The organism is Ruegeria sp. CL3 (assembly GCF_056536505.1).
The window spans coordinates 364,861-386,713 of sequence record NZ_JBQFPT010000004.1 but is presented as its reverse complement, the minus strand read 5'-3'; the positions used below and the strand labels follow the sequence as shown (position 1 = coordinate 386,713).

Annotated in this window: 26 protein-coding genes; 16 read left to right on the top strand and 10 right to left on the bottom strand. The window is 61.2% G+C overall.

From position 1 onward, the window contains the following. Positions 1–142 (top strand): EF-Tu C-terminal domain-related protein (locus ACR0NO_RS08380; RefSeq protein ID WP_480723619.1); only part of this gene is annotated, 142 nt, incomplete at its 5' end. 225 nt (positions 143–367) lie between these two features. Next, complete coding sequence (locus tag ACR0NO_RS08375) at positions 368–1,309, top strand: lipid A-modifier LpxR family protein (RefSeq protein ID WP_480723610.1); 942 nt, start codon at positions 368–370, stop codon at positions 1,307–1,309. A gap of 36 nt (positions 1,310–1,345) precedes the next feature. On the opposite strand, the gene rpe is transcribed toward ACR0NO_RS08375, so the two are convergent. Beyond that, positions 1,346–2,035, bottom strand: a complete 690-nt coding sequence (gene rpe / locus ACR0NO_RS08370) for a ribulose-phosphate 3-epimerase (protein WP_480723609.1) — start codon at positions 2,033–2,035, stop codon at positions 1,346–1,348. A 169-nt stretch (positions 2,036–2,204) separates the two neighbouring features. On the opposite strand from rpe, the gene phnC reads away from it, so the two are divergent. The 5 genes from phnC to ACR0NO_RS08345 all read left to right on the top strand — a co-directional run bounded on the left by phnC (position 2,205) and on the right by ACR0NO_RS08345 (position 6,930). Further along, complete coding sequence (gene phnC / locus ACR0NO_RS08365) at positions 2,205–3,026, top strand: phosphonate ABC transporter ATP-binding protein (RefSeq protein ID WP_480723608.1); 822 nt, start codon at positions 2,205–2,207, stop codon at positions 3,024–3,026. A gap of 67 nt (positions 3,027–3,093) precedes the next feature. Next, positions 3,094–3,996 (top strand): phosphonate ABC transporter substrate-binding protein, encoded by a 903-nt coding sequence (phnD, locus tag ACR0NO_RS08360; protein ID WP_170377512.1) that lies wholly within the window; start codon positions 3,094–3,096, stop codon positions 3,994–3,996. Between the two features lie 66 nt (positions 3,997–4,062). Next, the gene (gene phnE, locus ACR0NO_RS08355) at positions 4,063–4,944 is read left to right on the top strand and encodes a phosphonate ABC transporter, permease protein PhnE (RefSeq protein WP_480723607.1); all 882 of its coding nucleotides are present in this window, start codon (positions 4,063–4,065) and stop codon (positions 4,942–4,944) included. Beyond that, positions 4,941–6,299, top strand: coding sequence for a phosphonate ABC transporter, permease protein PhnE (phnE, locus tag ACR0NO_RS08350; RefSeq protein ID WP_480723606.1), 1,359 nt, complete (start codon positions 4,941–4,943; stop codon positions 6,297–6,299). Before phnE (ACR0NO_RS08355) ends, phnE (ACR0NO_RS08350) begins: the two co-directional genes overlap by 4 nt. A gap of 16 nt (positions 6,300–6,315) precedes the next feature. Next, on the top strand, positions 6,316–6,930 hold the full coding sequence (locus ACR0NO_RS08345; protein ID WP_480723605.1) for an LbetaH domain-containing protein: 615 nt from the start codon (positions 6,316–6,318) through the stop codon (positions 6,928–6,930). 140 nt (positions 6,931–7,070) lie between these two features. On the opposite strand, the gene phnF is transcribed toward ACR0NO_RS08345, so the two are convergent. Beyond that, on the bottom strand, positions 7,071–7,781 hold the full coding sequence (gene phnF, locus ACR0NO_RS08340; RefSeq protein WP_480723604.1) for a phosphonate metabolism transcriptional regulator PhnF: 711 nt from the start codon (positions 7,779–7,781) through the stop codon (positions 7,071–7,073). 103 nt (positions 7,782–7,884) lie between these two features. Here phnF and phnG point away from each other — a divergent pair, with 103 nt between their 5' ends. From phnG to phnN, 8 genes are read left to right on the top strand one after another with little or no spacing between them, the layout of a single operon-like run. Beyond that, positions 7,885–8,343, top strand: coding sequence for a phosphonate C-P lyase system protein PhnG (gene phnG, locus ACR0NO_RS08335; RefSeq protein ID WP_480723603.1), 459 nt, complete (start codon positions 7,885–7,887; stop codon positions 8,341–8,343). After that, positions 8,343–8,918 carry a phosphonate C-P lyase system protein PhnH gene (gene phnH, locus ACR0NO_RS08330; protein ID WP_480723602.1) on the top strand — a complete coding sequence of 192 codons (576 nt, stop codon included), beginning with the start codon at positions 8,343–8,345 and terminating at the stop codon, positions 8,916–8,918. The genes phnG and phnH overlap by 1 nt, the downstream gene beginning before the upstream one ends. A gap of 3 nt (positions 8,919–8,921) precedes the next feature. After that, positions 8,922–10,013 (top strand): carbon-phosphorus lyase complex subunit PhnI, encoded by a 1,092-nt coding sequence (locus ACR0NO_RS08325; protein ID WP_170719607.1) that lies wholly within the window; start codon positions 8,922–8,924, stop codon positions 10,011–10,013. Further along, positions 10,010–10,606, top strand: coding sequence for an HAD family hydrolase (locus ACR0NO_RS08320; RefSeq protein ID WP_170472243.1), 597 nt, complete (start codon positions 10,010–10,012; stop codon positions 10,604–10,606). Before ACR0NO_RS08325 ends, ACR0NO_RS08320 begins: the two co-directional genes overlap by 4 nt. Further along, a complete protein-coding gene (locus ACR0NO_RS08315) occupies positions 10,603–11,463 on the top strand; it encodes an alpha-D-ribose 1-methylphosphonate 5-phosphate C-P-lyase PhnJ (RefSeq protein ID WP_480723601.1) in 861 nt (286 codons plus the stop codon). Before ACR0NO_RS08320 ends, ACR0NO_RS08315 begins: the two co-directional genes overlap by 4 nt. Further along, the gene (phnK, locus tag ACR0NO_RS08310; RefSeq protein ID WP_170676750.1) at positions 11,460–12,230 is read left to right on the top strand and encodes a phosphonate C-P lyase system protein PhnK; all 771 of its coding nucleotides are present in this window, start codon (positions 11,460–11,462) and stop codon (positions 12,228–12,230) included. Before ACR0NO_RS08315 ends, phnK begins: the two co-directional genes overlap by 4 nt. Positions 12,231–12,252: 22 nt before the next feature. Further along, positions 12,253–12,936 carry a phosphonate C-P lyase system protein PhnL gene (gene phnL, locus ACR0NO_RS08305; RefSeq protein ID WP_480723600.1) on the top strand — a complete coding sequence of 228 codons (684 nt, stop codon included), beginning with the start codon at positions 12,253–12,255 and terminating at the stop codon, positions 12,934–12,936. Then, positions 12,933–13,481: a phosphonate metabolism protein/1,5-bisphosphokinase (PRPP-forming) PhnN gene (gene phnN / locus ACR0NO_RS08300; RefSeq protein WP_480723599.1), complete on the top strand. Its 549-nt coding sequence runs from the start codon at positions 12,933–12,935 to the stop codon at positions 13,479–13,481. Before phnL ends, phnN begins: the two co-directional genes overlap by 4 nt. On the opposite strand, the gene ACR0NO_RS08295 is transcribed toward phnN, so the two are convergent. Continuing rightward, entirely contained in the window at positions 13,463–14,146 is a 684-nt protein-coding gene (locus ACR0NO_RS08295) for a DUF1045 domain-containing protein (RefSeq protein WP_480723598.1), read from the bottom strand. The two genes, phnN and ACR0NO_RS08295, sit on opposite strands and share 19 nt — an antisense overlap. A gap of 53 nt (positions 14,147–14,199) precedes the next feature. Here ACR0NO_RS08295 and ACR0NO_RS08290 point away from each other — a divergent pair, with 53 nt between their 5' ends. After that, positions 14,200–15,342 (top strand): alpha-D-ribose 1-methylphosphonate 5-triphosphate diphosphatase, encoded by a 1,143-nt coding sequence (locus ACR0NO_RS08290; RefSeq protein WP_480723597.1) that lies wholly within the window; start codon positions 14,200–14,202, stop codon positions 15,340–15,342. On the opposite strand, the gene ACR0NO_RS08285 is transcribed toward ACR0NO_RS08290, so the two are convergent. The 7 genes from ACR0NO_RS08285 to ACR0NO_RS08255 are packed head-to-tail and all read right to left on the bottom strand — an operon-like array spanning position 15,343 to position 21,837. Continuing rightward, a complete protein-coding gene (locus tag ACR0NO_RS08285; protein ID WP_170377542.1) occupies positions 15,343–15,819 on the bottom strand; it encodes a class I SAM-dependent methyltransferase in 477 nt (158 codons plus the stop codon). Then, positions 15,816–16,586: a polysaccharide deacetylase family protein gene (locus ACR0NO_RS08280; protein ID WP_480723596.1), complete on the bottom strand. Its 771-nt coding sequence runs from the start codon at positions 16,584–16,586 to the stop codon at positions 15,816–15,818. The genes ACR0NO_RS08285 and ACR0NO_RS08280 overlap by 4 nt, the downstream gene beginning before the upstream one ends. After that, positions 16,586–17,725 carry a glycosyltransferase family protein gene (locus tag ACR0NO_RS08275; protein ID WP_480723595.1) on the bottom strand — a complete coding sequence of 380 codons (1,140 nt, stop codon included), beginning with the start codon at positions 17,723–17,725 and terminating at the stop codon, positions 16,586–16,588. Before ACR0NO_RS08275 ends, ACR0NO_RS08280 begins: the two co-directional genes overlap by 1 nt. Continuing rightward, positions 17,722–18,306: a histidine phosphatase family protein gene (locus tag ACR0NO_RS08270; protein ID WP_480723594.1), complete on the bottom strand. Its 585-nt coding sequence runs from the start codon at positions 18,304–18,306 to the stop codon at positions 17,722–17,724. The genes ACR0NO_RS08275 and ACR0NO_RS08270 overlap by 4 nt, the downstream gene beginning before the upstream one ends. After that, entirely contained in the window at positions 18,303–19,379 is a 1,077-nt protein-coding gene (locus ACR0NO_RS08265) for a glycosyltransferase family 4 protein (RefSeq protein WP_480723593.1), read from the bottom strand. Before ACR0NO_RS08265 ends, ACR0NO_RS08270 begins: the two co-directional genes overlap by 4 nt. Next, complete coding sequence (locus tag ACR0NO_RS08260; RefSeq protein ID WP_480723592.1) at positions 19,379–20,626, bottom strand: glycosyltransferase family 4 protein; 1,248 nt, start codon at positions 20,624–20,626, stop codon at positions 19,379–19,381. Before ACR0NO_RS08260 ends, ACR0NO_RS08265 begins: the two co-directional genes overlap by 1 nt. Continuing rightward, positions 20,623–21,837 carry a glycosyltransferase family protein gene (locus ACR0NO_RS08255; RefSeq protein WP_480563315.1) on the bottom strand — a complete coding sequence of 405 codons (1,215 nt, stop codon included), beginning with the start codon at positions 21,835–21,837 and terminating at the stop codon, positions 20,623–20,625. The genes ACR0NO_RS08260 and ACR0NO_RS08255 overlap by 4 nt, the downstream gene beginning before the upstream one ends. Positions 21,838–21,853: the final 16 nt, after the last annotated feature.

Sequence of the window (21,853 nt, the reverse complement as noted above, 5' to 3'; positions counted from 1 at the left end):
CGAGATGGTCATGCCCGGCGACAACGTGTCGTTCGGCGTTGAGCTGATCGCACCGATCGCGATGGAGCAGGGCCTGCGCTTCGCGATCCGCGAAGGCGGCCGCACCGTCGGCGCCGGCGTTGTATCGAAAATCACTGAATAATTCGCGCAAGCGAATGATCAGACGGAAAGGGCGTCCCTCGGGACGCCCTTTTTCGTTTGAGCCACGATCCGGATGTCTCTCAGGGCGCCTGAGATGTTGCCTTTTGGCCGCGACTCACTGCACTCGCGCATGAAAATATTGTTGAAATCAAAACCTTTTCTTACGGTCCTTGAAAACGTATCGCGCCTGATGAACGGCTGAGCGTGAAGAGGGAAGGGGACGGCAATGAAGATATTCTGGGCACTTGTCTTCCTGTGTGTTCCGCATTTTCTGCTCGCACAATCCTTGTCTCCCACGCCCCAACAAACAGAGTCATCAAAGCGAGAGTTGATCGGCTTCGGCTGGATGTTCACGGATGATCTGATTGGTGATGATCATGACCGTTGGCAGACGTCGTCTCTGAACCTGTCCTGGATTCTTGCGCGCGGCTGGAGCGGGGAACTGCCCGAAACCTTTGGGGACGTGATCGAGATTCGGGCGTACACGCAGATGGTATCTCCCGAGGACCTGGTTACGCCAAACCCGCAGGACAGACAGTATGCCGGGATCCTGTCGCTTGGTGCTTATACGCATTTTCAAAGACGCGGTGCGCAGTTCACTGTAGGCGCTGAATTGGTGGCCGTAGGGCCGCAAACGGGCGTGGACAGTCTGCAGACCGAGTTTCACGAGCTGATCGGAAGCACCCCACCGTCGCGGGCGGTCCTGGATGATCAGATTTCCAATGATTTTTATCCCACCGTCGTCGCGGAAATCGGACGAGAGTGGGATTGGGGCCGAAACACGCGCCTCCGCCCGTTTGCCTCTGTGCGGGTTGGGGACGAAACTCTCGCCCGCGTTGGAATGGACGTGACATTTGGACAGGTGGGGCGGTCAGAGCTACTGATCCGCGACAAGATCACTGGGCAGCGCTATCGCTCCATGCGGACAGGGCCAAAGGGTGTCAGCGGCGTGTTCGGGTTTGATGCAGCCTATGTGGACGACAGCGCATATATCCCGAATTCCGGGGAGGTCAGCCTTAAGCATGAACGGTATCGCGCGCGCCTTGGTCTGAACTGGGAGGCCAAATACGGAACTCTGTTCTACGGCGCGACCTATCTAAGTGAAGAATTCAACCAACAACCTGAAGGGCAGGTTGTTGGATCATTGAGTTTTAAGATCTCGTTCTGACCTTTTGCGGCTGAGATACAGCGGCGGCCAGTAGCATTACTTCAACGCAGATTCCGCAGCCGCCCGAACCGAAGTGATATTCGCACCATAGACGTCAGGCTTGTCGACAGACCCGCCCTTGAACACGGCCGATCCCGCGACCAGCACATCCGCGCCTGCTGCTGCGACCAGCGGGGCTGTTTTTGGGTCAACACCGCCGTCAATCTCGATATGCACCGGGCGGTCTCCGATCATCTCGCGGAGCTTGCGGACTTTGGTGGTCATGTCGATGAACTTTTGGCCTCCGAAGCCCGGGTTCACTGTCATGACGCAGACCAGATCGGTGAGGTCCAGCAGATGATCGACCGCCTCGGCTGGGGTGCCCGGGTTCAGGGCAACACCGGCCTTCATGCCCGCCGCGCGGATGGCTTGCAGGGTGCGGTGTGTATGTGGACCGGCCTCAACATGGGCGGTCAGGATGTCGGCGCCCGCATCGGCATAGGCCTGGATATAGGGATCGACCGGTGTGATCATCAGATGCACATCCATCACCGTTTTCACATGGGGGCGGAACGCTTTGACCGCCGGAGGGCCGAAGGTCAGGTTTGGCACGAAATGGCCGTCCATGACATCAATGTGGACCCAATCGGCGCCCTGCGCCTCGATAGCCTGAATCTCGGCCCCTAAATTGGCGAAATCGGCGGACAGGATCGACGGAGCGATCTTGATGGAACGGTCAAAGCTCATAGCGGGCCTCATGCAGGAAACTGGGGTTGCGGGCGCGTATATCGGGGAATGAGCCTGAAGGGTAGGCCCTATGGTACCGGCTGCGGTGTTTACAAAACTTTCACTGAACCGACACATATCCGTTGAGTGCAATCCGTAGCTACCCGCCAACACGAATTGGGGGTGCCACGTGCTGCACATCAAAAAACTGACCAAACGCTTCGGTGAGAATGTGGCGGTGGATACCGCAACGCTGGACGTGGACAAGCCCTGCATGATTGGCATCATCGGTCGCTCGGGCGCGGGTAAATCGACGCTGTTGCGCATGATCAACCGGCTGACGGATGCCAGCGATGGCGAGATCCTGTTTCAAGGCCGCGACGTGACTCTGTTGAAGGGTCGCGACAAGCGCGCCTGGCAGGCCGATTGTGCGATGATCTTCCAGCAGTTCAATCTCGTGCCCCGTCTGGACGTGGTGTCGAACGTGCTTCACGGCACGCTGAACCGTCACTCGACCCTGGCTACGATGCTCAACCTGTTCCCGATGGAAGAGGTCCACCGTGCCATCGACATTCTGGATCGTCTGGGGATAGCGGAACACGCGCCTAAAAGGGCCGAGGCGCTTTCGGGTGGTCAGCAGCAGCGTGTGGCCATTGCCCGCGCCCTGATGCAGGACCCCAAGATCATTCTGGCGGATGAACCGATTGCCTCGTTGGACCCGATGAACGCGCAGGTGGTGATGCAGACCCTGCGCCGCATCCACGAAGAGGACGGCCGCACCGTCATCGCCAACCTGCACACGCTGGATACTGCGCGCCGCTATTGCGACCGCGTGGTGGGCATGCGCGACGGCCGTATCGTCTTTGACGGCCTGCCCGAGCAGCTGACCACCGGTGTCGCCCGCGAGATCTACGGCGCCGATGCCAGCTTCTCGGAAGAGGCAACGTCGACCGAGATCGAAACACTGGATGCCACTCAGAAGGCCCTGATGGAAGCCGAAGCGACCGTCTGAGCCACCCCAACCCCTTTCATCGCCCGGCCCGATGAGAGGTCGGGAACATCAAACTGGAGAGAGACAGATGAAAAAACTAGTTGCTGCCCTTGTTGCGACCACTGCCATGGCCGCGCCTGTAATGGCTCAGGAGATTTCCGAGCTGCGTATCGGCATTCTGGGCGGTGAGAACGCTCAGGACCGTCTGAATAACAACGAGTGCCTGCGCGTCTACACCGAAGAGGCTCTGGGCGTTCCGGCCAAGCTGTTTGCCCCTGCCGACTATAACGGTGTGATCCAGGGCCTGCTGGGCGGCACCATCGACGTCGCCTGGCTGGGCGCGTCGGGTTACGCGAAAACCTACCTGTCCGACCCCGAAGCGGTTGAGCCGGTGCTGGTCAAGGTCAACACCGATGGCGGCTACGGCTATCACTCGATCGGGTTTGCCCGCAAAGACAGCGGCATCACCTCGTTGGAAGACATGAAGGGCAAGACCTTTGGCTTCGGCGATCCCAACTCGACCTCGGGCTACCTGATCCCGTCGATCGAAATCCCTGCGGCCACCGGCGCGACCATGGATTCGGGCGACTATTTCGGTGAAGTGAAGTTCACCGGCGGTCACGAGCAGACCATCGTTGCTGTGAACAACGGTGACGTTGATGGCGGTGTGACCTGGGCCGATGGTCTGGGCGAATGGGAAGACGGCTATCAGTCGGGCGCTCTGCGCCGCGCCGTTGATGCCGGTCTGATCGACATGAACGATCTGGTGCAGATCTGGAAATCCGAGCCGATCCCGGAAGGCCCGGTTGTTGTCCGCAAGGCCCTGCCTGCCGACGTCAAAGCCAAAGTGACCGAGCTGTGGGACACCCTGTCAGAGAAGGACCGGGATTGCTTCTACGGTGTGGCTGCGGGCGAAGCCAAAAGCTTTGATCCAATCACCCACGACGCCTACGAAATCATCATCGAAGCGCGCAAGCTGAAGTCCAACTAAGCTTGTCTCTTCAATACGCGGGGTCCGGTGTTTTGCCGGACCCCGTTTTCCACTCAGGAGCATTCCATGACTGACCTTTCGGCAGGGTCCTGTAGCGTCGAACAGATCCGCGACGACTATACCGCGATGACGCGGCGCAAACGGGTCTATGGTGGTATCCTCCTGATCCTGTTTGTTGCCCTTATGGCAGCGGGCTTCCGCACGGCTGATGACCGCAATGCAGGCAGTTTTACAGATGGATGGCATCGGATTCTGGACTACCCGTCCGAGGTTCTGTCCGAGGCGTGGGAAAAGATCGCCGAGATGCCGGCCAATCTGGTCGAATTCTTCCCGGCCTTGATCGAGACGATCAACATTGCCGCCGCCTCGACCCTGATCGGGACGATTGCGGGCACGTTTCTGGCCCTGATGGCGACGCGAGGTATGGCGCTCTGGCCCTCTTTGATCCCGCTGTTCCGACGGATCTCGGATATCTGCCGCGCGATCCCGGAAATCGTGATCGCTCTGGTTCTGATCTTCATTCTGGGTGGAGGGCCGGTGCCCGCGATGATCGCCATTGCCATCCACACTGCAGGCGCTTTGGGCAAGCTGTTTTCTGAGGTGAACGAGAACGCCTCGCTCAAACCCGTCGAGGGGTTGCAGTCCGTCGGGGCCAACTGGTCACAGCGCATGTATCTGGGCGTGATCCCTCAGGTTGGCCCGAACTATGTCAGCTACGCTTTGCTGCGGTTCGAGATCAATATCCGCGCCTCGGCCATCCTTGGCTTTGTCGGTGCCGGAGGGCTGGGCTATGAGTTGCGCAACGCCATGTCCTGGGGACAGGGTCGTTACGATGAGGCTGCAGCCATCTTCATCCTTCTCTTCGTCACTATTGTGGTCGTTGATCAGATCTCTGGCTATCTGCGCGACCGTCTGACCCACGGGTCGGAAAAAGGAGCCTCGGCATGAGTACCTTTGCCACCGATCTGTCGATTGACGACCTGAAGGCCGAAGCGGACCGCCTGTTCAGCCGTAAACGCATCGTGAATTTCGGGTTGCCGGGGCTGGTTGCCCTCTACCTGATCTACGTCTTCTTCGCCTTTGACGTTCCGGGCCTGACCGAGCGGGCCAACTGGGAAAACGGTAAGACGCTGGTGGCGGACAGCTACAGCTACAAGACGCATATTGAACGCGACAACCGCACTGGTGAGGTCTCTGCCGCGATTGAGGGTGAGCGGAAAGGGAGCTATCCTGACGGCACCGCGCCGGATTGGGTCGCGCTGGGTGAGACGACGGTGATTGATCTGGAAGACGGCCATGTGGTGCGTTTCGGCCCCGAAACCGTCGAATATGACATCCCAAGCTACGGCACCATACGCGCAACCCCCAGCCGATCGGCCGGTGTGCAGGCTGAGTTACCTGCCGGAGAGGTTCCGGACTGGATCAATGTCTCCAAGAACCGTCTGGCCATCAAAACCGATGCAGGCCGACTGACCGTCACCCGCAACCGGTCAGAGGTGTTTCGTTACTTCACCGGGTGGGAGTTGTTCTGGTTCACGCTCGACAGCCCCTACTACGGCAAGTCCTTCCCCGAGCTTGTGAGCCTTGCCGCATCCGGTGAGGCAGGTGCGATCCTGAATGACTTCTGGACCAACAAGATGTGGCGGCATCAGGACGTGGCCTGGGCGATCTTTGAGACGATCCTGATGGCGTTTCTCGGCACGCTGGGCGCGGGTATGATTGCTCTGCCCTTGGCCTTCCTCGCGACGCGGAACTTCAACCCGCTGCGCTCGGTCCGCTTTGCAACGCGGCGCGTGTTCGACTTTGTACGCGGTGTGGATGCGTTGATCTGGACCGTGGTTCTGGCGCGTGCTTTTGGCCCGGGACCGCTGACAGGGGCGCTGGCCATTCTGGTGACCGACACCGGAACCTTCGGCAAGATCTTCTCCGAGGCGTTGGAGAATGTCGACAACAAGCAGATCGAAGGCGTCCAGTCCACAGGGGCCAATGCGCCGCAGCGCTATCGCTTTGGGGTGATCCCGCAGATTACTCCGGTTCTGCTCAGCCAGCTTTTATATTTCCTTGAATCCAACACCCGAAGCGCGACGGTGATCGGGGCGATCACCGGAGGCGGGATTGGTCTGTTGCTGACGCAGGCGATCATCACGCAGAAAGACTGGGAAGAGGTCGCCTATTACATCGTTCTCATCATTCTGATGGTGATGCTGATGGATTGGTTCTCGGGCTGGTTGCGCAAGCGTCTAATTCAGGGCGAGACGGGAAAAAAGCGCAAGCCGCGCGGCGCGGCCAAGCTGCAGTCCTGAGCGTAAGGGAAATATGATGACGCGCCTGCGCTCTGATCAGCCTTTCATTCACCCGGATTGCCAGATCTCGGGCAGCAGCTTTGGTGCCTATGTCGAGATCGGCGCCGGGACGCGGGTCGCCAATTCGCGCTTCGGTGACTACTCTTATTGCGACCGAACCTGTGATATTGCTAACGCCGAGATCGGAAAATTCGCCAATATCGCCAGCTTCACCCGGATCGGCGCGACGGATCACCCGATGGAGAAAGCCTCCTTGCATCATTTCCTGTATCGCTCAGCTGACTATTGGGAGGATGCCGAAGACGATGCAGAGTGGTTTGCCCATCGCGCTGGGCGACAGGCGTCGATTGGCCATGACACGTGGATCGGTCACGCGGCGATCATCAAGCCCGAGGTGAAGATCGGGCACGGGGCGGTTGTGGCGTCCGGTGCGATCGTGACCAAGGATGTCGCCCCCTACACGATCGTTGCCGGGGTGACCGCGCAACCGATCCGGCGGCGCTTTTCCGAACAGGTGTCGGAGAGGCTACTGGCTCTGGCCTGGTGGGACTGGAGCCACGACAGATTGCGCGACGTGCTACCGGATTTCCGCGCATTGCACATTGAGGCGTTTCTGGAGAAATACGAGTAGCCCTCCCGCGCCCGCATGTGCATCGGCTACGCCGATACCCATTGGCGGCCTTGGGCCCAGCGCCGCGCTTTGCGCGGCGCGACCCCCAACGGGATGAAGCCTCCGGCAGGAGGCTGAAGACGGACGGGAGCACCCGCTTGTCAGGCCTCGTTCAACGTCAGGGTTACGCGTTCACCGGCGAAAACGGTTTTTCCATACTCGACCGGCTGCCCATCTGGGGCCGCATTGATCCCCAGTGAATGCAGGATCGGTGCGCCTTCGTTGAGGTTCAGGTGAAGCGCTTGAGTCGCCGTGGCCGCGCGGGCGGTCAGCCGTGTGGACGTTCGTACAAAATCCTCAATTCCGCAGAGCTGAAGCGCCTTAGTGACGGATTGGGTTTCGGTCAAATGGGTGAGAATGTCGGGTAATCTGAGCGCCGGAAAGACGCTTTGAAACAGCCCGATGGGCTGACCATCCGCCAAAGACAAGCCGTCATAAACATGAACCGGATCGCCGGGCTGCAAAGCCAGTGCTTCGGCTTCGGCCTCATCTGCGGCGCGTGTGGTCAGGGACAGGATGCGCTTGCCCGGTATCTTGCCGCTGGCGGAAATGCTCTTGTGATATCGGACCCGTTTGCCAATCGGATAATCCGTTGGTCGCGCAGTGACAAAGACGCCAGCCCCGCGCCGAGGCTGAACCAACCCTTGCTCTGCCAGCTCGGCCAGTGCGCGCCTGACGGTGTGCCGATTCACGCCGTGAGTGGCCGCCAGTTGCGCCTCAGTCGGCATTCGGTCACCGGTGCCAAAGCGTCCCTCGGCGATATCCGAGGTCAAGCTGAGTGCGATGCTCTTCCAAATCGGCGTTTTGCTCATGTCATCAAAACTTCACGGTCTCATGGATTGCCTGACAGGCGGATGCAGGTTAATATTTGTCTAGTTGTATAGTTCGAGTAGACAACCGCGACAAGGGCTTTCGATGACAGAACAGATGAGAAGCAACGGGATCACGCGTCAGGAGTGGATGGGCCTGCTGGCCCGCGCCCCCGAGGATGCGATGATGCTGCTTTGGGACAGGGTGGCGGATCGTCCATCGTTCAAATGGCTGCGAAGCCCCGAGATTGGCGGCGTGATGGTGCGCGGTCGTGCGGGCGCCATCGGCGCCCCGTTCAACCTGGGTGAAATGACGGTCACGCGCTGCTCGTTGGCTTTGGAGGATGGCACCGTGGGTCATGGCTATGTCCAGGGCCGCTCCAAGCCCAAGGCCGAGGCCGCTGCGCTGATCGATGCGCTGATGCAGACTGAGGCAGCGGCTCGTGTGACCGAACTGGTGATCACTCCGCTCAAGACCCAGATGCAAGATACAAGCAAGGCGCGTGCGGCAAAAGCGGCGGCCACCAAGGTTGAGTTCTTCACGCTGGTCCGGGGAGAAGATTGATGAACGCACAAACGCACTTCTCAGGTGGATTTCAAGACGCCCCGCGCGATGCCGCGTACGCGTTTCGCGCCGCGATGACCGTGATGGCGCGCCCCGGTGAGATCAGAGCGCTAGTCGGGGCGGAACCTCCGGCACCGCTATCGGTCGCGGCAGGCACTCTGCTGCTGACACTTTGTGACGCGGATACGGGCGTTTATCTGGCGGGCGCGGCAGATACGCCGGACATGCGTCAATGGCTCAGGTTTCATACAGGTGCGCCAATCGTCGAGGCGTCGAAAGCAGATTTCGCTGTAGGCCGCTGGTCTGACCTGATGCCTCTGAGCGACTACAGGATCGGCACGTCCGAATATCCCGACCGCTCGACCACTTTGATTGTTGAGAGCGAAGCGCTTGCGCCGAACGGCGCGGTTCTAAGCGGACCGGGGATCAAGACCACTACGCGTTTGTCGCTGCCGGATATCGCGTCGCTGCAGGGCAATGCGATGCTCTATCCGTTGGGCTGTGACTTCTTCTTCACCCGCGGGGATCAGGTCGCAGCCTTGCCGCGTAGCACGCAGATTCAGGCCGAGGGGTAACCGATGTATGTAGCCGTCAAAGGTGGTGAAAAGGCCATCGAAAACGCCCATGCCTGGCTGGCTGAGGAGCGTCGGGGCGATACCGACATCACCGATCTGAGTATCGCGCAAATCCGCGAACAGCTGAGCCTTGCCGTCAATCGGGTTATGGCCGAGGGGTCCCTGTACGACCCGGACCTCGCGGCGCTGGCGATCAAGCAGGCGCGCGGGGATCTGATCGAGGCGATCTTTCTGATCCGTGCCTATCGCACCACGCTGCCCCGGTTTGGCTATTCCAATCCGGTCAAGACGGGGGATATGGCCTGCGACCGTCGCGTCTCGGCCACGTTCAAGGACGCGCCGGGGGGGCAGGTGCTGGGGCCGACCTTCGACTACACCCACCGGCTGCTGGATTTCAAATTAGCCGCTGATGGGGAGGTTGCCCCCGCGCCCGAAGGCGACGCCCGGCAAGAACCGACGCCGCATATCACCAGCTTCCTCAAGGGTGAGGGCGTTATTCAGAACGAACCACTCAGCGAAGATGCACCGGGCGACCTTACACGGGAGCCGATGGAGTTTCCCTCGAACCGCCCTCTGCGCTTGCAGGCCCTGACCCGCGGGGATGAGGGGTTCGTTCTCGGCATGGCCTACTCAACCCAGCGCGGCTACGCCCGCAATCACGCGTTTGTCGGCGAATTGCGGATCGGCAAAGTAGCGGTCGAGATGGACATCCCGGAGCTGGGTTTCGCCATTGAGATCGGTGAGGTCGAACTGACCGAATGTGAAACCGTCAACCAGTTCCAGGGCTCCAAGACGGAACCGCCGCAGTTCACCCGCGGCTATGGTCTGGTCTTTGGGCAGTCCGAGCGGAAGGCGATCTCGATGGCTCTGGTCGACCGGGCGTTGCGTTGGAAAGAACTGGGCGAAGACAATCTGGGGGCCGCCGCGCAGGATGAGGAATTCGTCCTCAGCCATGCGGACAATATTCAGGCCACCGGGTTCCTCGAACACATCAAGCTGCCGCATTACGTGGATTTTCAATCCGAACTGGAACTCGTGCGCAAGCTGCGCCGCGAGGCGGAAGAACGCATAGCACCCAAGGAGGCTGCAGAATGAAAGCGGTGGTTTTTGATATCGGTGGCGTGCTTGTCGATTGGCAGCCGCATCTGGCCTGGGTCGAGGAGCTGGGGTCGGAAGACGCCGCACACGCCTTCATCAAAAGGACAGATTTCCTAGCGCGCAACGCGCGGGGCGACAATGGAGAGCGTTTCGCCGATATGGCGCAGGAGCTTTCGGACCCGCGCGATCAGGAGCTGTTCGCAGCCTATGTCGGCCTCTACGCCCGCACGGTCGAGACACCGATTCACGGCACATGGGACGTTCTGGACCGCTTGAAGACGCAAGGCACGCCGGTCCACGCCATCACCAATTGGTCGGCGGAAACTTGGCCCGAGGGGCTGAAGGTGCAACCACGGTTGGGTGAGGTCTTTGGCACGCTGGTCGTGTCGGGGCAGGAGGGTGTGATGAAGCCTGATGCCCGGATTTTCGAGATCCTGTGCGAACGTTCCGGCCACGCGCCCGAAGACTGCGTGTTCATCGACGACGGCCTGCACAATGTCAAAGGTGCAAAGGCAGTGGGAATGGACGCCATTCACTTCACGTCGCCGCAGGCTTTGGACGTCGCGTTGACAGAAAGAGGTTTGCTATGACCGAGTACAACTTCGCCTATCTGGATGAGCAGACCAAACGGATGATCCGCCGGGCCATCCTCAAAGGGTTGGCGGTTCCGGGATATCAGGTACCCTTTGCCAGCCGCGAGATGCCGATGCCCTATGGCTGGGGCACTGGCGGGGTTCAGGTCTCGGCGGCGACGCTGACGCCTGACGATACGTTCAAGGTGATTGATCAGGGGGCGGATGACACGACCAACGCGGTCTCGATCCGCAAGTTCTTTGAAAACACGGCCGGTGTTGCGACCACGGAAGAGACCGAGAAGGCGACCGTCATCCAGACCCGCCACCGCATCCCCGAGGCAAAGCTGACCGAGGATCAGATCCTCGTTTATCAGGTCCCGATCCCAGAACCTCTGCGTTTTCTCGAACCGCGCGAGACCGAGACGCGAAAGATGCACAGCCTTGAGGAATACGGGCTGATGCATGTGAAGCTTTACGAAGATATCAGCCAACACGGTGCGATTTCGACCTCATACGCTTATCCGGTCAAAGTGTCGGATCGCTATGTGATGGACCCGTCGCCGCTTCCGAAATTCGACAACCCGAAGCTGGAGATGGACGCGATCCAACTGTTCGGCGCGGGGCGCGAACAGCGGATCTACGCGGTGCCGCCCCATACCAAAGTCGTCAGCCTCGATTTTGAGGACTACCCGTTTGAGGCCTCCAAAGCCGATCACCCCTGCGACCTTTGCGGGGCCGAGGACAGCTATCTGGACGAAGTCATCATGGATGACGCGGGCAATCGGATGTTTGTCTGCTCGGACACGGATTACTGCCGGTCGCGCCGCGAGGCGGGCCACCAAGGCCCCATGACCAGAGAGGACGCGGCATGACCCCGCTATTGCAAGTCAAGGACATCGAAAAGAGCTACGGCGCGCGGATCGGATGTACGGATGTAAGTTTTGATCTCTATCCCGGTGAGGTGATGGGGATCGTCGGCGAAAGCGGGTCGGGCAAATCGACGTTGCTGAATTGCCTGGCGGGTCATCTTGAACCCGATGTAGGGCAGGTGATCTTTGACACCCGTGCTGACGGCCCTGTCGATACGGTCACCATGTCCGAGCCCGAGAGGCGGATGCTGAGCCGCACGGATTGGGCCTTTGTCCATCAACACGCTCGCGACGGCTTGCGCATGTCGGTCAGTGCGGGCGGCAATATCGGCGAGCGTCTGATGGCCGTTGGCGATCGCCACTACGGTGACATTCGCGACAAGGCGATCGACTGGTTGGGCCGGGTTGAGATCAGCGAGGTTCGGGTCGATGATCGCCCCACTGCGTTCTCGGGAGGGATGCAGCAGCGCCTGCAGATCGCGCGTAATCTGGTGACGGGGCCTCGGCTGGTGTTCATGGATGAACCGACCGGAGGGCTGGATGTTTCGGTTCAGGCGCGGCTTCTGGATCTGTTGCGCGGTTTGGTGCGAGAGATGGGTCTGAGCGCGATTATCGTCACCCACGATCTGGCCGTTGTGCGCCTGCTGGCGGATCGGTTGATGGTGATGAAAGACGGGCATGTCGTCGAAACCGGCCTGACCGATCAGGTGCTGGACGATCCGCAACATGCGTATACGCAGCTGCTCGTGTCCAGCGTTCTGCAGGTTTGAGAATTTGGGAAAAGATGAAGCAATGATTGAGCTTACAGACGTCAGCAAGAGCTTTACCCTGCACAATCAGGGCAGCGCGGTCATTCCTGTGATGGAGGGTGCCTCGCTGAAGGTCGGCCCCGGTGAATGCGTTGCACTGACCGGGGCCTCAGGCGCCGGCAAATCCACCTTGATGCGAGTAATCTATGGAAACTACCTCGCGGCCTCAGGCGCGGTGCTGGTCGGCGGGTTGGACGTGGCGAAAGCCCAACCGCGTGAGATTCTGGCGCTGCGGCGTGAGACGTTGGGCTATGTCAGCCAGTTCCTGCGGGTTGTCCCTCGGGTCGCTACGCTTGAGGTTGTGGCCGAGCCGCTTTTGGCGCTGGGCAGTGACCGGAAAGCCGCTTTGGACAAGGCGGCGGGGTTGCTGGCTCGGTTGAATATTCCCGAACGGCTCTGGTCGCTCAGCCCGACTACGTTTTCGGGTGGCGAGCAGCAGCGTGTGAACATCGCGCGTGGTTTTGCGCATGACTACCCGGCGATGCTGCTGGACGAGCCGACGTCTAGTCTGGACGCGCAGAACCGGGAAACGGTTCTGTCGCTGATCGAAGAGGCCAAGGCTCGCGGGGCCGCAATTGTCGGGATTTTCCACGACGTCGAGGCGCGCGAGCGTGTGTGCGACCATTCGGTCAATGTCTCGGAATTCACGCCCGGACAGGCGGCATGAGCCTTGCACCCGTTATAGCGGTTGTTGGCCCGTCAGGCGTGGGCAAGGACAGCGTCATGGCTGCACTAGAGGCCCGCGCGTCGGGGATCCAGCGCCTGCGTCGCGTGATCACGCGACCCGAGGGGGAAGAGGGTGAGGATTTCGACCGGGTCTCGGTCGAAATGTTTGAACAGATGGTGCTGGATGGTGCCTTCTCGATGCACTGGCGGGCACATGGGCTGCACTACGGTGTGCCGGTGCAGATTGCGGAACAGCGAGCGCAATGTCAGGCTGTGCTGGTCAATTTCTCCCGCGCGGTACTACTGCAAGCGCAGGAGGTTTTTGGGGACCTTGTTGTGATCTCCCTGACCGCCGATGCAAAGGTTCTGGAACAACGCCTCGCAGCGCGCGGCCGCGAGACCACTGAAGAACAGGCCAAGCGCCTTGGTCGCGCCAAAGCGCCGCTGCCCGAAGGGTTGCGCCGGGTGATCGAGATCGATAACTCGGGCGCGCTGGACGATACGGTCAACGCGATCCTTGCGCGGCTTCAGCCGGAAAGGGCGTAGCGATGGATCAGGTGAAAACGTCCATCCTCCGCCTCGCCCATCAGGGCCAGATCCTCGATCTGGAAGGGCGCGGGCAGTTTTGGGACCAGATGCGCGTCCAAAGCCGCTTCGACCTCCGCCAGCACGGGTTTGGCCAGTTTGCCGCTCAGCGTGATGTGGAAGCGGAAGGCCTCCAACACGTAAGGGTAGCCCCATTGCACCAGATTGACGTCCTGCGCCGGGGTCAGGTTTGCCGCCCGACGGCGGGCCAGTTCGGCCTCGGACGCAGGCGCGCGGAACGCGTCAAGCTCTTGCACACAGGCCGCGGCGAGGGCGTTCAGGGCATGGGTCTCTCCGACCGGGCGCAAGGCCAAAAACCGGCCCAGCCGCGCGATCTCAAGCCCGTCCAGCGAGACCGGCGCATGGCGCGCGGCCAGCGTGGCGCAGGCCTCGTAGAGCGTTTCAACCGTCTGCCCATCGCGCAGCCGAAACGGAGGTTTCATCGTCGCGTGCAACCCGTATTTGCGTGGAACTTCGGTGACCGAGGCTACGTCGATCCCGTCTACGGCGGGATGCACCACCGTTGCTCCGGTTTCCATGTCCCAGCCCAGCCAGCTGGTTGCAAATTGCGTCCACTCTGCATCTGCAGGGGGGGCATAGTAGATCGCGTATCGCGTGAATGTCACATTGGCCTCCTATTGCGTGGCCCGTTCAATAGCTCAAATTGTGTGAAGTTCAGATGACAGAAGAAATGATCCTTGCCAATGCCACGCTCGTTTTGCCGGACGAAACCGTCACGGGGCGTGTTCGGGTCGTAGGTGACAGCATTGCGGATATCGAAACAGGCGCTTCGATCCCTGCAGGGGCGATCGATTGCGAAGGCGACTATATCAGCCCGGGTCTGGTCGAGCTGCACACGGACAACCTTGAGCGTCACATCCAGCCGCGCCCCAAGGTCGACTGGCCCCACGCCGCCGCGATCCTCGCCCATGATGCCGAGCTGGCAAGCACCGGGATCACCACCGTGTTTGACGCAATGCGGATCGGGTCCATCCCCTCAGGCTCGGCCCGGTATCTGAAATACGCGCGCGGGCTGTCGCAGGAACTCTGGGACCTGCGCGAGCAGGACGCGCTGAAGATCAGCCACTTCCTGCACCTCAGGGCCGAGGTGTGTTCCGAAACTCTGGTCGAAGAACTAGACGAGTTCGGCCCTGAGGACCGTGTTGGTCTTGTCTCGATCATGGATCACACGCCGGGTCAGCGGCAGTTTCGCGATCTCTCGAAGCTTGAGGCCTATATGAAGGGCAAATACGCCATGGACGATGATACGTTCATGCAACACGTGGCCCATCTGAAAGGGCTGCGCGACCGCAATGGTGAAAAGCATGAGGTTGAGACCGTTAAGGCTGCAAACCGCTTTGGCGCGGTTTTGGCAAGCCACGATGATACGACGGAAGAGCAGGTACAGGTGTCCGCAGGTCACGGCATTCGTCTGGCTGAGTTCCCGACAACGGTCGAAGCTGCCCAAGCCTGCCACACGCACGAGATCAAGGTGATGATGGGCGCGCCGAACATCATCCGGGGCGGGTCGCATTCGGGCAATGTCGCGGCGCAGGAATTGGCCGAGCTGGGCCATCTGGACATCATCTCGTCCGACTACGTGCCCTCGGCGCTGTTGCTGTCGTCCGTGCGGCTGGGGCAGATGTGGGGCGACATGGCGCGTGGGCTGCGGACCGTGACCCAAACCCCGGCACAGGCCGTGGGGCTCGAGGACAGGGGCGTGTTGCGCACCGGCGCCCGCGCGGATCTGATCCGGTTTCGCATGCGGGCAGGTGTTCCCGCCCTGAATGCGGTCTGGTCGCGTGGGCGGCGCGTCGCCTGATCAGGCCATGTAGAACAGGTAGCGGTCCGGAGCGATGGTTTCAGGCCCCTCGATCTGATCGAACCCGACCAACGGCTGGCCAGAGATCAGCAACCCACCGGGCTGCATCACCTGTGCGATCAGTGGGCTGAGGCGCGCCGCCTCGGCCACGTCATCCGCCTTGATCCCTCGGCCGAAATCGTAGTGCGCCATCGCCATCTTGTGCCCTGCGCTGGCAAGCTTTTGCAGCATAGGTTCGGCCTCGCCCTGCAGGAAATCCTGTTCTGGAGGAGTGCTGTCGGGGTGGCATTGCAGAACGCGATCCATCACCCAGATGCGGCGCTCGGGCAGGATTTCACGCAGGTGGTCATAGGTGCGCCCATTGCCGAGCCCCATATCCAGCACATCGCCTTTCTGATCAGCGATCTTCGCAGCGGCCCAGTTCAGCCCGTCGCGTTGCGCGGTCAGGCGCCGCAGCATGGAATCCAGTCGGCTCATTCGGGGTCTCCGTTTCCGTGTCTGGGGGCGGTCCAGAGGGTCGCCGGCCCGTCTAGTAGGTGTTTCAGCAAGGCTTCGGTGAAGGCCCAGATGTCTTGATCATGGACCAGATGATGGGTCAATACGCCGAGCGGTTCGCTGTTGTCAGAGCACCCCTCCCGCCGATCCCGCAGCAGCGCAGTGGCTTTCTGTATCAGCGCGACAGGATCCACCAAGCTCCGGCTGCCGCGCCAGTCGATCGGGTCGATATGGGTGTTCACCTGCTCCAACCCCGGCGCGGCCTGCGCCGATGTCCGAGGGGTCGCAGTCGAGAGGATTTCATACCCGAGATTGGGCAGACGCGCGGCAATCTCGGGCGCGATACGGTTCCACGGGGGAACGAACATGGGACGCAAACTATCCGGAAACAGAGACCGCAGGCGCGTCATACCGGCCTCGGCGTCCTGCAAGATCGTCTCCATGGGACGGTGCAGGCGAAATTCGGATTTCTTTTCCTCTGGCGGAGCGTGGTTTTCATGCGCCCAGCCGTGGACAACCGGTATCAGGTTCGGCAGTTGCGCCATGTAAGTCGCCAGTTCGCCCGTAGCATTACGCGGGATGATCGCCAGGTGAACCGAAATCCCAAGCCGTTCGGACAAAGCGGAGAGTTGGTCCAGCTGAGGGGTCGGAGCAATCGCATCGTCGTCCCGCCACCACAGCGGAAAAGACAGCCCTTGGTCGCGCCAAATGGCCAGTTCTTCGTCCAATATGCGCCAATCTGCCATCATCAGCGCGCGTCCCAGAGCCTCTGAGCGATCTCAACGCTGCGCTGCGCTCCGTCGAAACCAAAGCCCTGTGTCGAACGGGGCGCGTCAGAAATGACCCGCTCTAAGGCCTCGGAGAGGCGGGTCGCGTCAAGGTCTTTGCTGGGAAGAACCTCCATCGCAGAAAGCGCAGACAGGCTTTGCCCGCGCAGGCTTTGTTCCACTTCATTGCCGTCGTCAAAAGGTACCATCACCGCCGGAGTACCCGATTGCAGCAGGTCCATCGCGGTGTTGTAGCCGCACATGCTCACCGATGCCGCAGCATGAGGGAGCATTTGCCGAAAATCCGGGCGCACGGGTTCGATGACAACGGGTGCGTCTTCGGCCAACTGGGACAGTTCAGAAATGCGCGCCTTGGCATCACGCCCGCCCACCAACAGGCGCCAGCGCCTGTTAGGCATCCTTCGGGCGGCCACGATGGCCGCGCGAAAGATCGGCTGCCCCACCGATCCGCCACCCGCGCTGACCAGAATCTCTCCCTCACCGACACCGTCCGGATGGGGGTGCGGTGCAACCGGCGCGACAAAGCCGGTATAGTGCAAATACCCGGACAGCCGGTCTGAGACGGGCCAGCTGACACTCAGCGGTGTGATACGCTCATCCGCGTGAACCAGAACACCGTCATAAAACGCGTCAATAATCTCATCGGCCCGTTCGGCCTTAGAGGGTTTGGATGGTGGTGCCAGAATATCACGGATTGAGCTTAGGATGACGGGGCTGTGCGGCAGTGCCCGCGCGGCGGTCAGAGCAGCCTCGAATTCAACGGCTAGTACGCGGCGGCCAAATGGAAAAAGCTCGGTGATCAAAACGTCCGGCTGGAACGCGCGGACAGCCCCAACCAACGCCACGGTCCGCGCGTTGCGATAGGTTTCATCAGCCTCTTTGCCGTCTTCACCCAACAGCCGGGTAAAGTTGGTCCCATCCGAGCGCAGCGGCGGTAGACCAAACAGCGTCAGGCCCGTGCTGTCAAGCTGAGGCGCTGGCATGCCACCAGACACCACCATCACTTCATGGCCTGCACCCAAAAAAGCGCGCCCCAGCGTCAAGGCTCGGCTTAGGTGCCCGGTTCCCAACAGGTGGGTGACGACAAGCATCACTTTCATGTCGTGGCCTCGCGCTTGATCAGGCGGACCGGCTCCGCTTCGGGCGTCATCGTTTCCATGTCGATGACGTAGAGCCTGTTGCGCTTGATTTTGAAAGGGGCGGGGCCTTCAAAATCCCATCCCCAGGCGCGCGCCAGAATGACCCGCATGATGCCGATGTGACATACGGCCAGGGCGTCTTGCCGGAGTTCCGCCAGCCAAGGCGCGAGACGATCTGCAACCTCAGCCGGGCTTTCGCCATTTGGCGGGCGATAGTCCCAACCCCAATCCTCGATATGCCGGTAGCCGCTGGATGGGTCTGCAATCAGGTCTACACCGCGCAAGCCTTCCCAATCACCCCAGTTCATCTCGATCAGCGCGTCGCTGGTCATCGGGGCGCGGCCCGAGACGATCTGCGCCGTCTCACGCGCGCGCCGCAACCGGCTGGCCCAGATCTGAGCCTGCTCCCAAGAGGCGGGCAAGGCGTATCCGGACAGTTCAGCCCGCGCTTCGGGGTCCAGCGCGATGTCGCTACGCCCCTGAATCTGTCCGGCGCGGTTCCACGGCGTATGACCGTGTCGCAGCAAGGCCAGTCTGGTCATGCCGAATCCTCCAACAAGGGGCGGATGGTCTGCCAGAACCGACGCGTCGCGCCCGGCATCAGGTGGCGATCAGCCACGTATTTGCGGGCTTTACTCCCAAGGCGTCCCCGCTCTTCGCCGTTCTGCAACAGGGTCTGCATGCGCTGGGCCAGTCCTTGCGTCCCTTGATCGACACTCGGGTAGTCCGACGGCGAAAGTACATCGCGCACGCCGGGGCGGTCTTGCGCGACCACAGGCAGGCCTGCGGCCTGAGCCTCAAGATAGATCATGCCGTAGGCTTCGTTGACGCCGGGCCAGACCAGAAACCCCGAACTCTGATAGAGTTGGCCCAGGCTCTCTTGGTCCAGTTGGCCAAGTAACGTGACCTTTTCGCGGAACGGGGCCATGAGTGCTTCAACTTCGCCTCGGGCCGGTCCGTCGCCTGCGATCTGCAACTTCCAATCGCCAGTGAGATATGTCAGAGCTTCGGCCAGCAATTGATACGAGGCCAGCTTGTCCCCGAGCCGCATCATGCCGACAGCCAGCATCGGACCTTCGGCCGCGGCCTGAGGGGGCAAATCCGTGATCGGCAAAAACGGTGGCAACTCGACCAGAGCCTGAGCGCCAAAGCGGTCGCGCTCCAACGTGATCAGGTCATTTGCGGTGTGATAGAAAATCACCTTGGCCGCGTCGCAGGCCTCATGAGCGGATTGTGCGAACCCGGCCCAAGGCCCCTTCAGGCGGCTGCTGGCCCGTGTGCTTTCCATTTGAACATAGGGGATCCGTCGCGCCGCGCAGACCTGCGGGCCAATCAGATCCGGGGCTTTGTAGTAGTTGTGGTAGGTCACCCAAAGCGACGTGTCTTGCGGCAACGCGGCGATCAGGCGTTGAGTTTCGGCCTCGGCCGCCGCGCGCAAGGCGTGCTGTTTGGCGCTATCTCCGTGCTTGTCATAGATCCGCAGCTCGGACACGAGGTCGACGTGATCCCCTTCGGCGACAATGGCAGTGATCAGGTTCCGTGCCATTTCGCGGTCGCCAGAAGGGGTCGGGCTGTGTGGGGACTTCATGGGGGCGTAAAACGCCACGCGAGCCATTAGACCGTTTCCAGGAACAAAGCGTTCAGCCGATCCGAAAGCCGCGCGATGCCGGGGTCCATCCGGAACTCGGCCAGCAAGCGGTCATAGGCGGCCCAGGCCATTTTGGCGGTGGCTTCGGGATCGCTCGCCAGTGCTAGCACCGCGTCGGCCAGCGCCATTGGATCGTCATCCGACAGGATGCCGTGAGTGCCCGAGGTGATGAATTCAGGAATCGCGGACACCGGCGTGGACAGGATCGGCAGGAGTTGCGAGGCGGCCTCCATCAGAACATTCGGCAACCCGTCGCGATCGCCATCCTCGGCAATGCGGCTGGGGAGGACGAAGAGGTCGGCCATGCGCATGGCCTCAATCACTTCAGGCTGATCGCAGGCGCCTTTCCAGCTGATCCGGTCGGCGATGCCGGCTGCCGTGGCGCGGTCGCGCAGTACGTCCCCCAAAGCGCCGCCGCCGATATGGGTCCAGTGCCAGTCCAGCGTCTCGGGTAGCAAGGTCAAGGCATCAATCAGACGGTCGAAGCCCTTTTTCTCGACCAGTCGCCCGACCGAGATCATGTGAAACGGCCCATTCGCTGCACGTAGTTTCCGATTTGGCGGGCTTGGGAAGCGGGCAAGGTCCAACCCGTGGTAAATCAGGTCAACGCGTGCGGGGTCATCGGCGAGCTCCCGCAGATGGGCGGCGCCTATAGCGGTGCAGGTAGCCCCAAAAGCGGCCCCATGGGTCGCCGCTTGCAGCTTTTCGCGCTTTTCCCATTCGGGCGAGGTCCAGATATCCTTGGCGTGGGCCGAAAAACTCCACGGTACACCACGCATGATGGCGGCATAGCGCGCCACGGATGAGGGCGTGTGCATGAAATGGGCATAGAGCGCCTGCGTTGCATCCGGTAGCTCAGCCACCAAAACGCAGGCCTGTCCAAAGCGGCGAATACGGTTGTGGGTCGGGTCGCGGCGCAGATCCTGCCGCCAAACGCGGTAGGCCTCGGCATAGCCCGGCAGGCGCTTGGCGATGGCCCGTGCGGCCCAGACGCGCTGTGGTTCCTGATAGAGGTATTCAGGCAGATAGTGCACCTGCCCCTTGAACCGGTCATGCAGGGGGTGGCGTTTGGTGTCGGTCGGGTGACGAAGGGACCAGATGTCAAACTGATGGCCAGCCTCCTGCAAGGCGACCAGTTCTTGTGCAATAAACGTCTCGGACAGGCGCGGCCATCCTTTGACCAGCACCGCGAGTTTCGGGTTTTGGGATGTCATCCGGTCGCTCGTTCCTGTTCCCGGTGCAGCAGCGCATCGATGCGGCCTGTTACGTAGTCCAGCCCGTCCAACAAGCCGTCGCTGATCGCCTGCGAGGGTAGTGGCTGGCGCGGTAGCTCGCGGATGGCGCGGATCATCGCGTCGGTCGTCAAGCCGTCGCGTTGTTCGTCCAGCATCCGGACAAGGCCAAGGTTTTCGGCGCGCGAGGCGCGTATCCATTGTTCCAATCGAGGCGTGGTGCGCGGCACGATGACGGCGCGTTTGTCGAAAGATAGCACCTCACAAAACGTGTTGTAGCCACCCATGCAGACAACGCCCGCGGCCCCGGCAAAAAGCGTTTCGATCTGGGATTCGAACCCGACAGCCGTCACGCGCCCGTTCAGCGCGGCCACGCGGGTTTCAAACTCATCGCGCGACTCGCCCGACAGGAAGGGCCCATAGACCAGCACCGCGCGGGGCGACAGGGTCGGGTCCTGTTCGTAGGCCGAGAGGACCAGGTTGACCATCGCCTTACCATCGCCGCCGCCACCGGGCGTGATCAGGATATAAGGCTGTTCCGGGGGCTCTCCGACCGGGCCGAGGTCGCGGCGCAGATAGCCGGTCCAGTGCAGGCGTGACCGGGCCGCGGCGCTGAGCGGTAGGCCCTCGGTCGGGTCGTAGATCGAATGCAACCCATAGACCCAGATTTCATGATAGAACCGCTCGGTCGCAGCGATCGCGTCCTTGCGATCCCATTCGGCGGCCAGAACCTCCGGCTCGTCAAGAACATCGCGCAGGCCCAAAACCAGCTTGGTGTCGCAGGACTGTTCGAGGAATTCCAGCGTAGGAAGCAGCTCCCCGCGAAAACCGGTGGGTTCCTTGTCGACGATCAGGACGTCGGGGTCGAATTGCTGAACGGCTGTCTTGATCAGGCTCGAGCGCAGCTCGGTCACCTCATCAATGCCCATGCCAATCGTGCGAGCCGCGTAAGATCCGTCCGAACGTTTGGTTACACCCGGCAGGCGCACATGGTCGACGCGGCGGGGAAAGGTGAAACGCCCCGCCACAGGCGAGCCGGTCAGGATCAGGGCGGATGCGCTTGGGTCGGCTTCGGTCACCGCCGCCGCCAGCGCGCGCGAACGGCGCAAGTGGCCTAACCCAAAGGTATCGTGGCTGTAAAATAGCAGGCGCGGCGCGCGGTCCGGATTGTCTTGTTTTTTGCCTAGGCTCATAGGGTCGCCCGTCTTA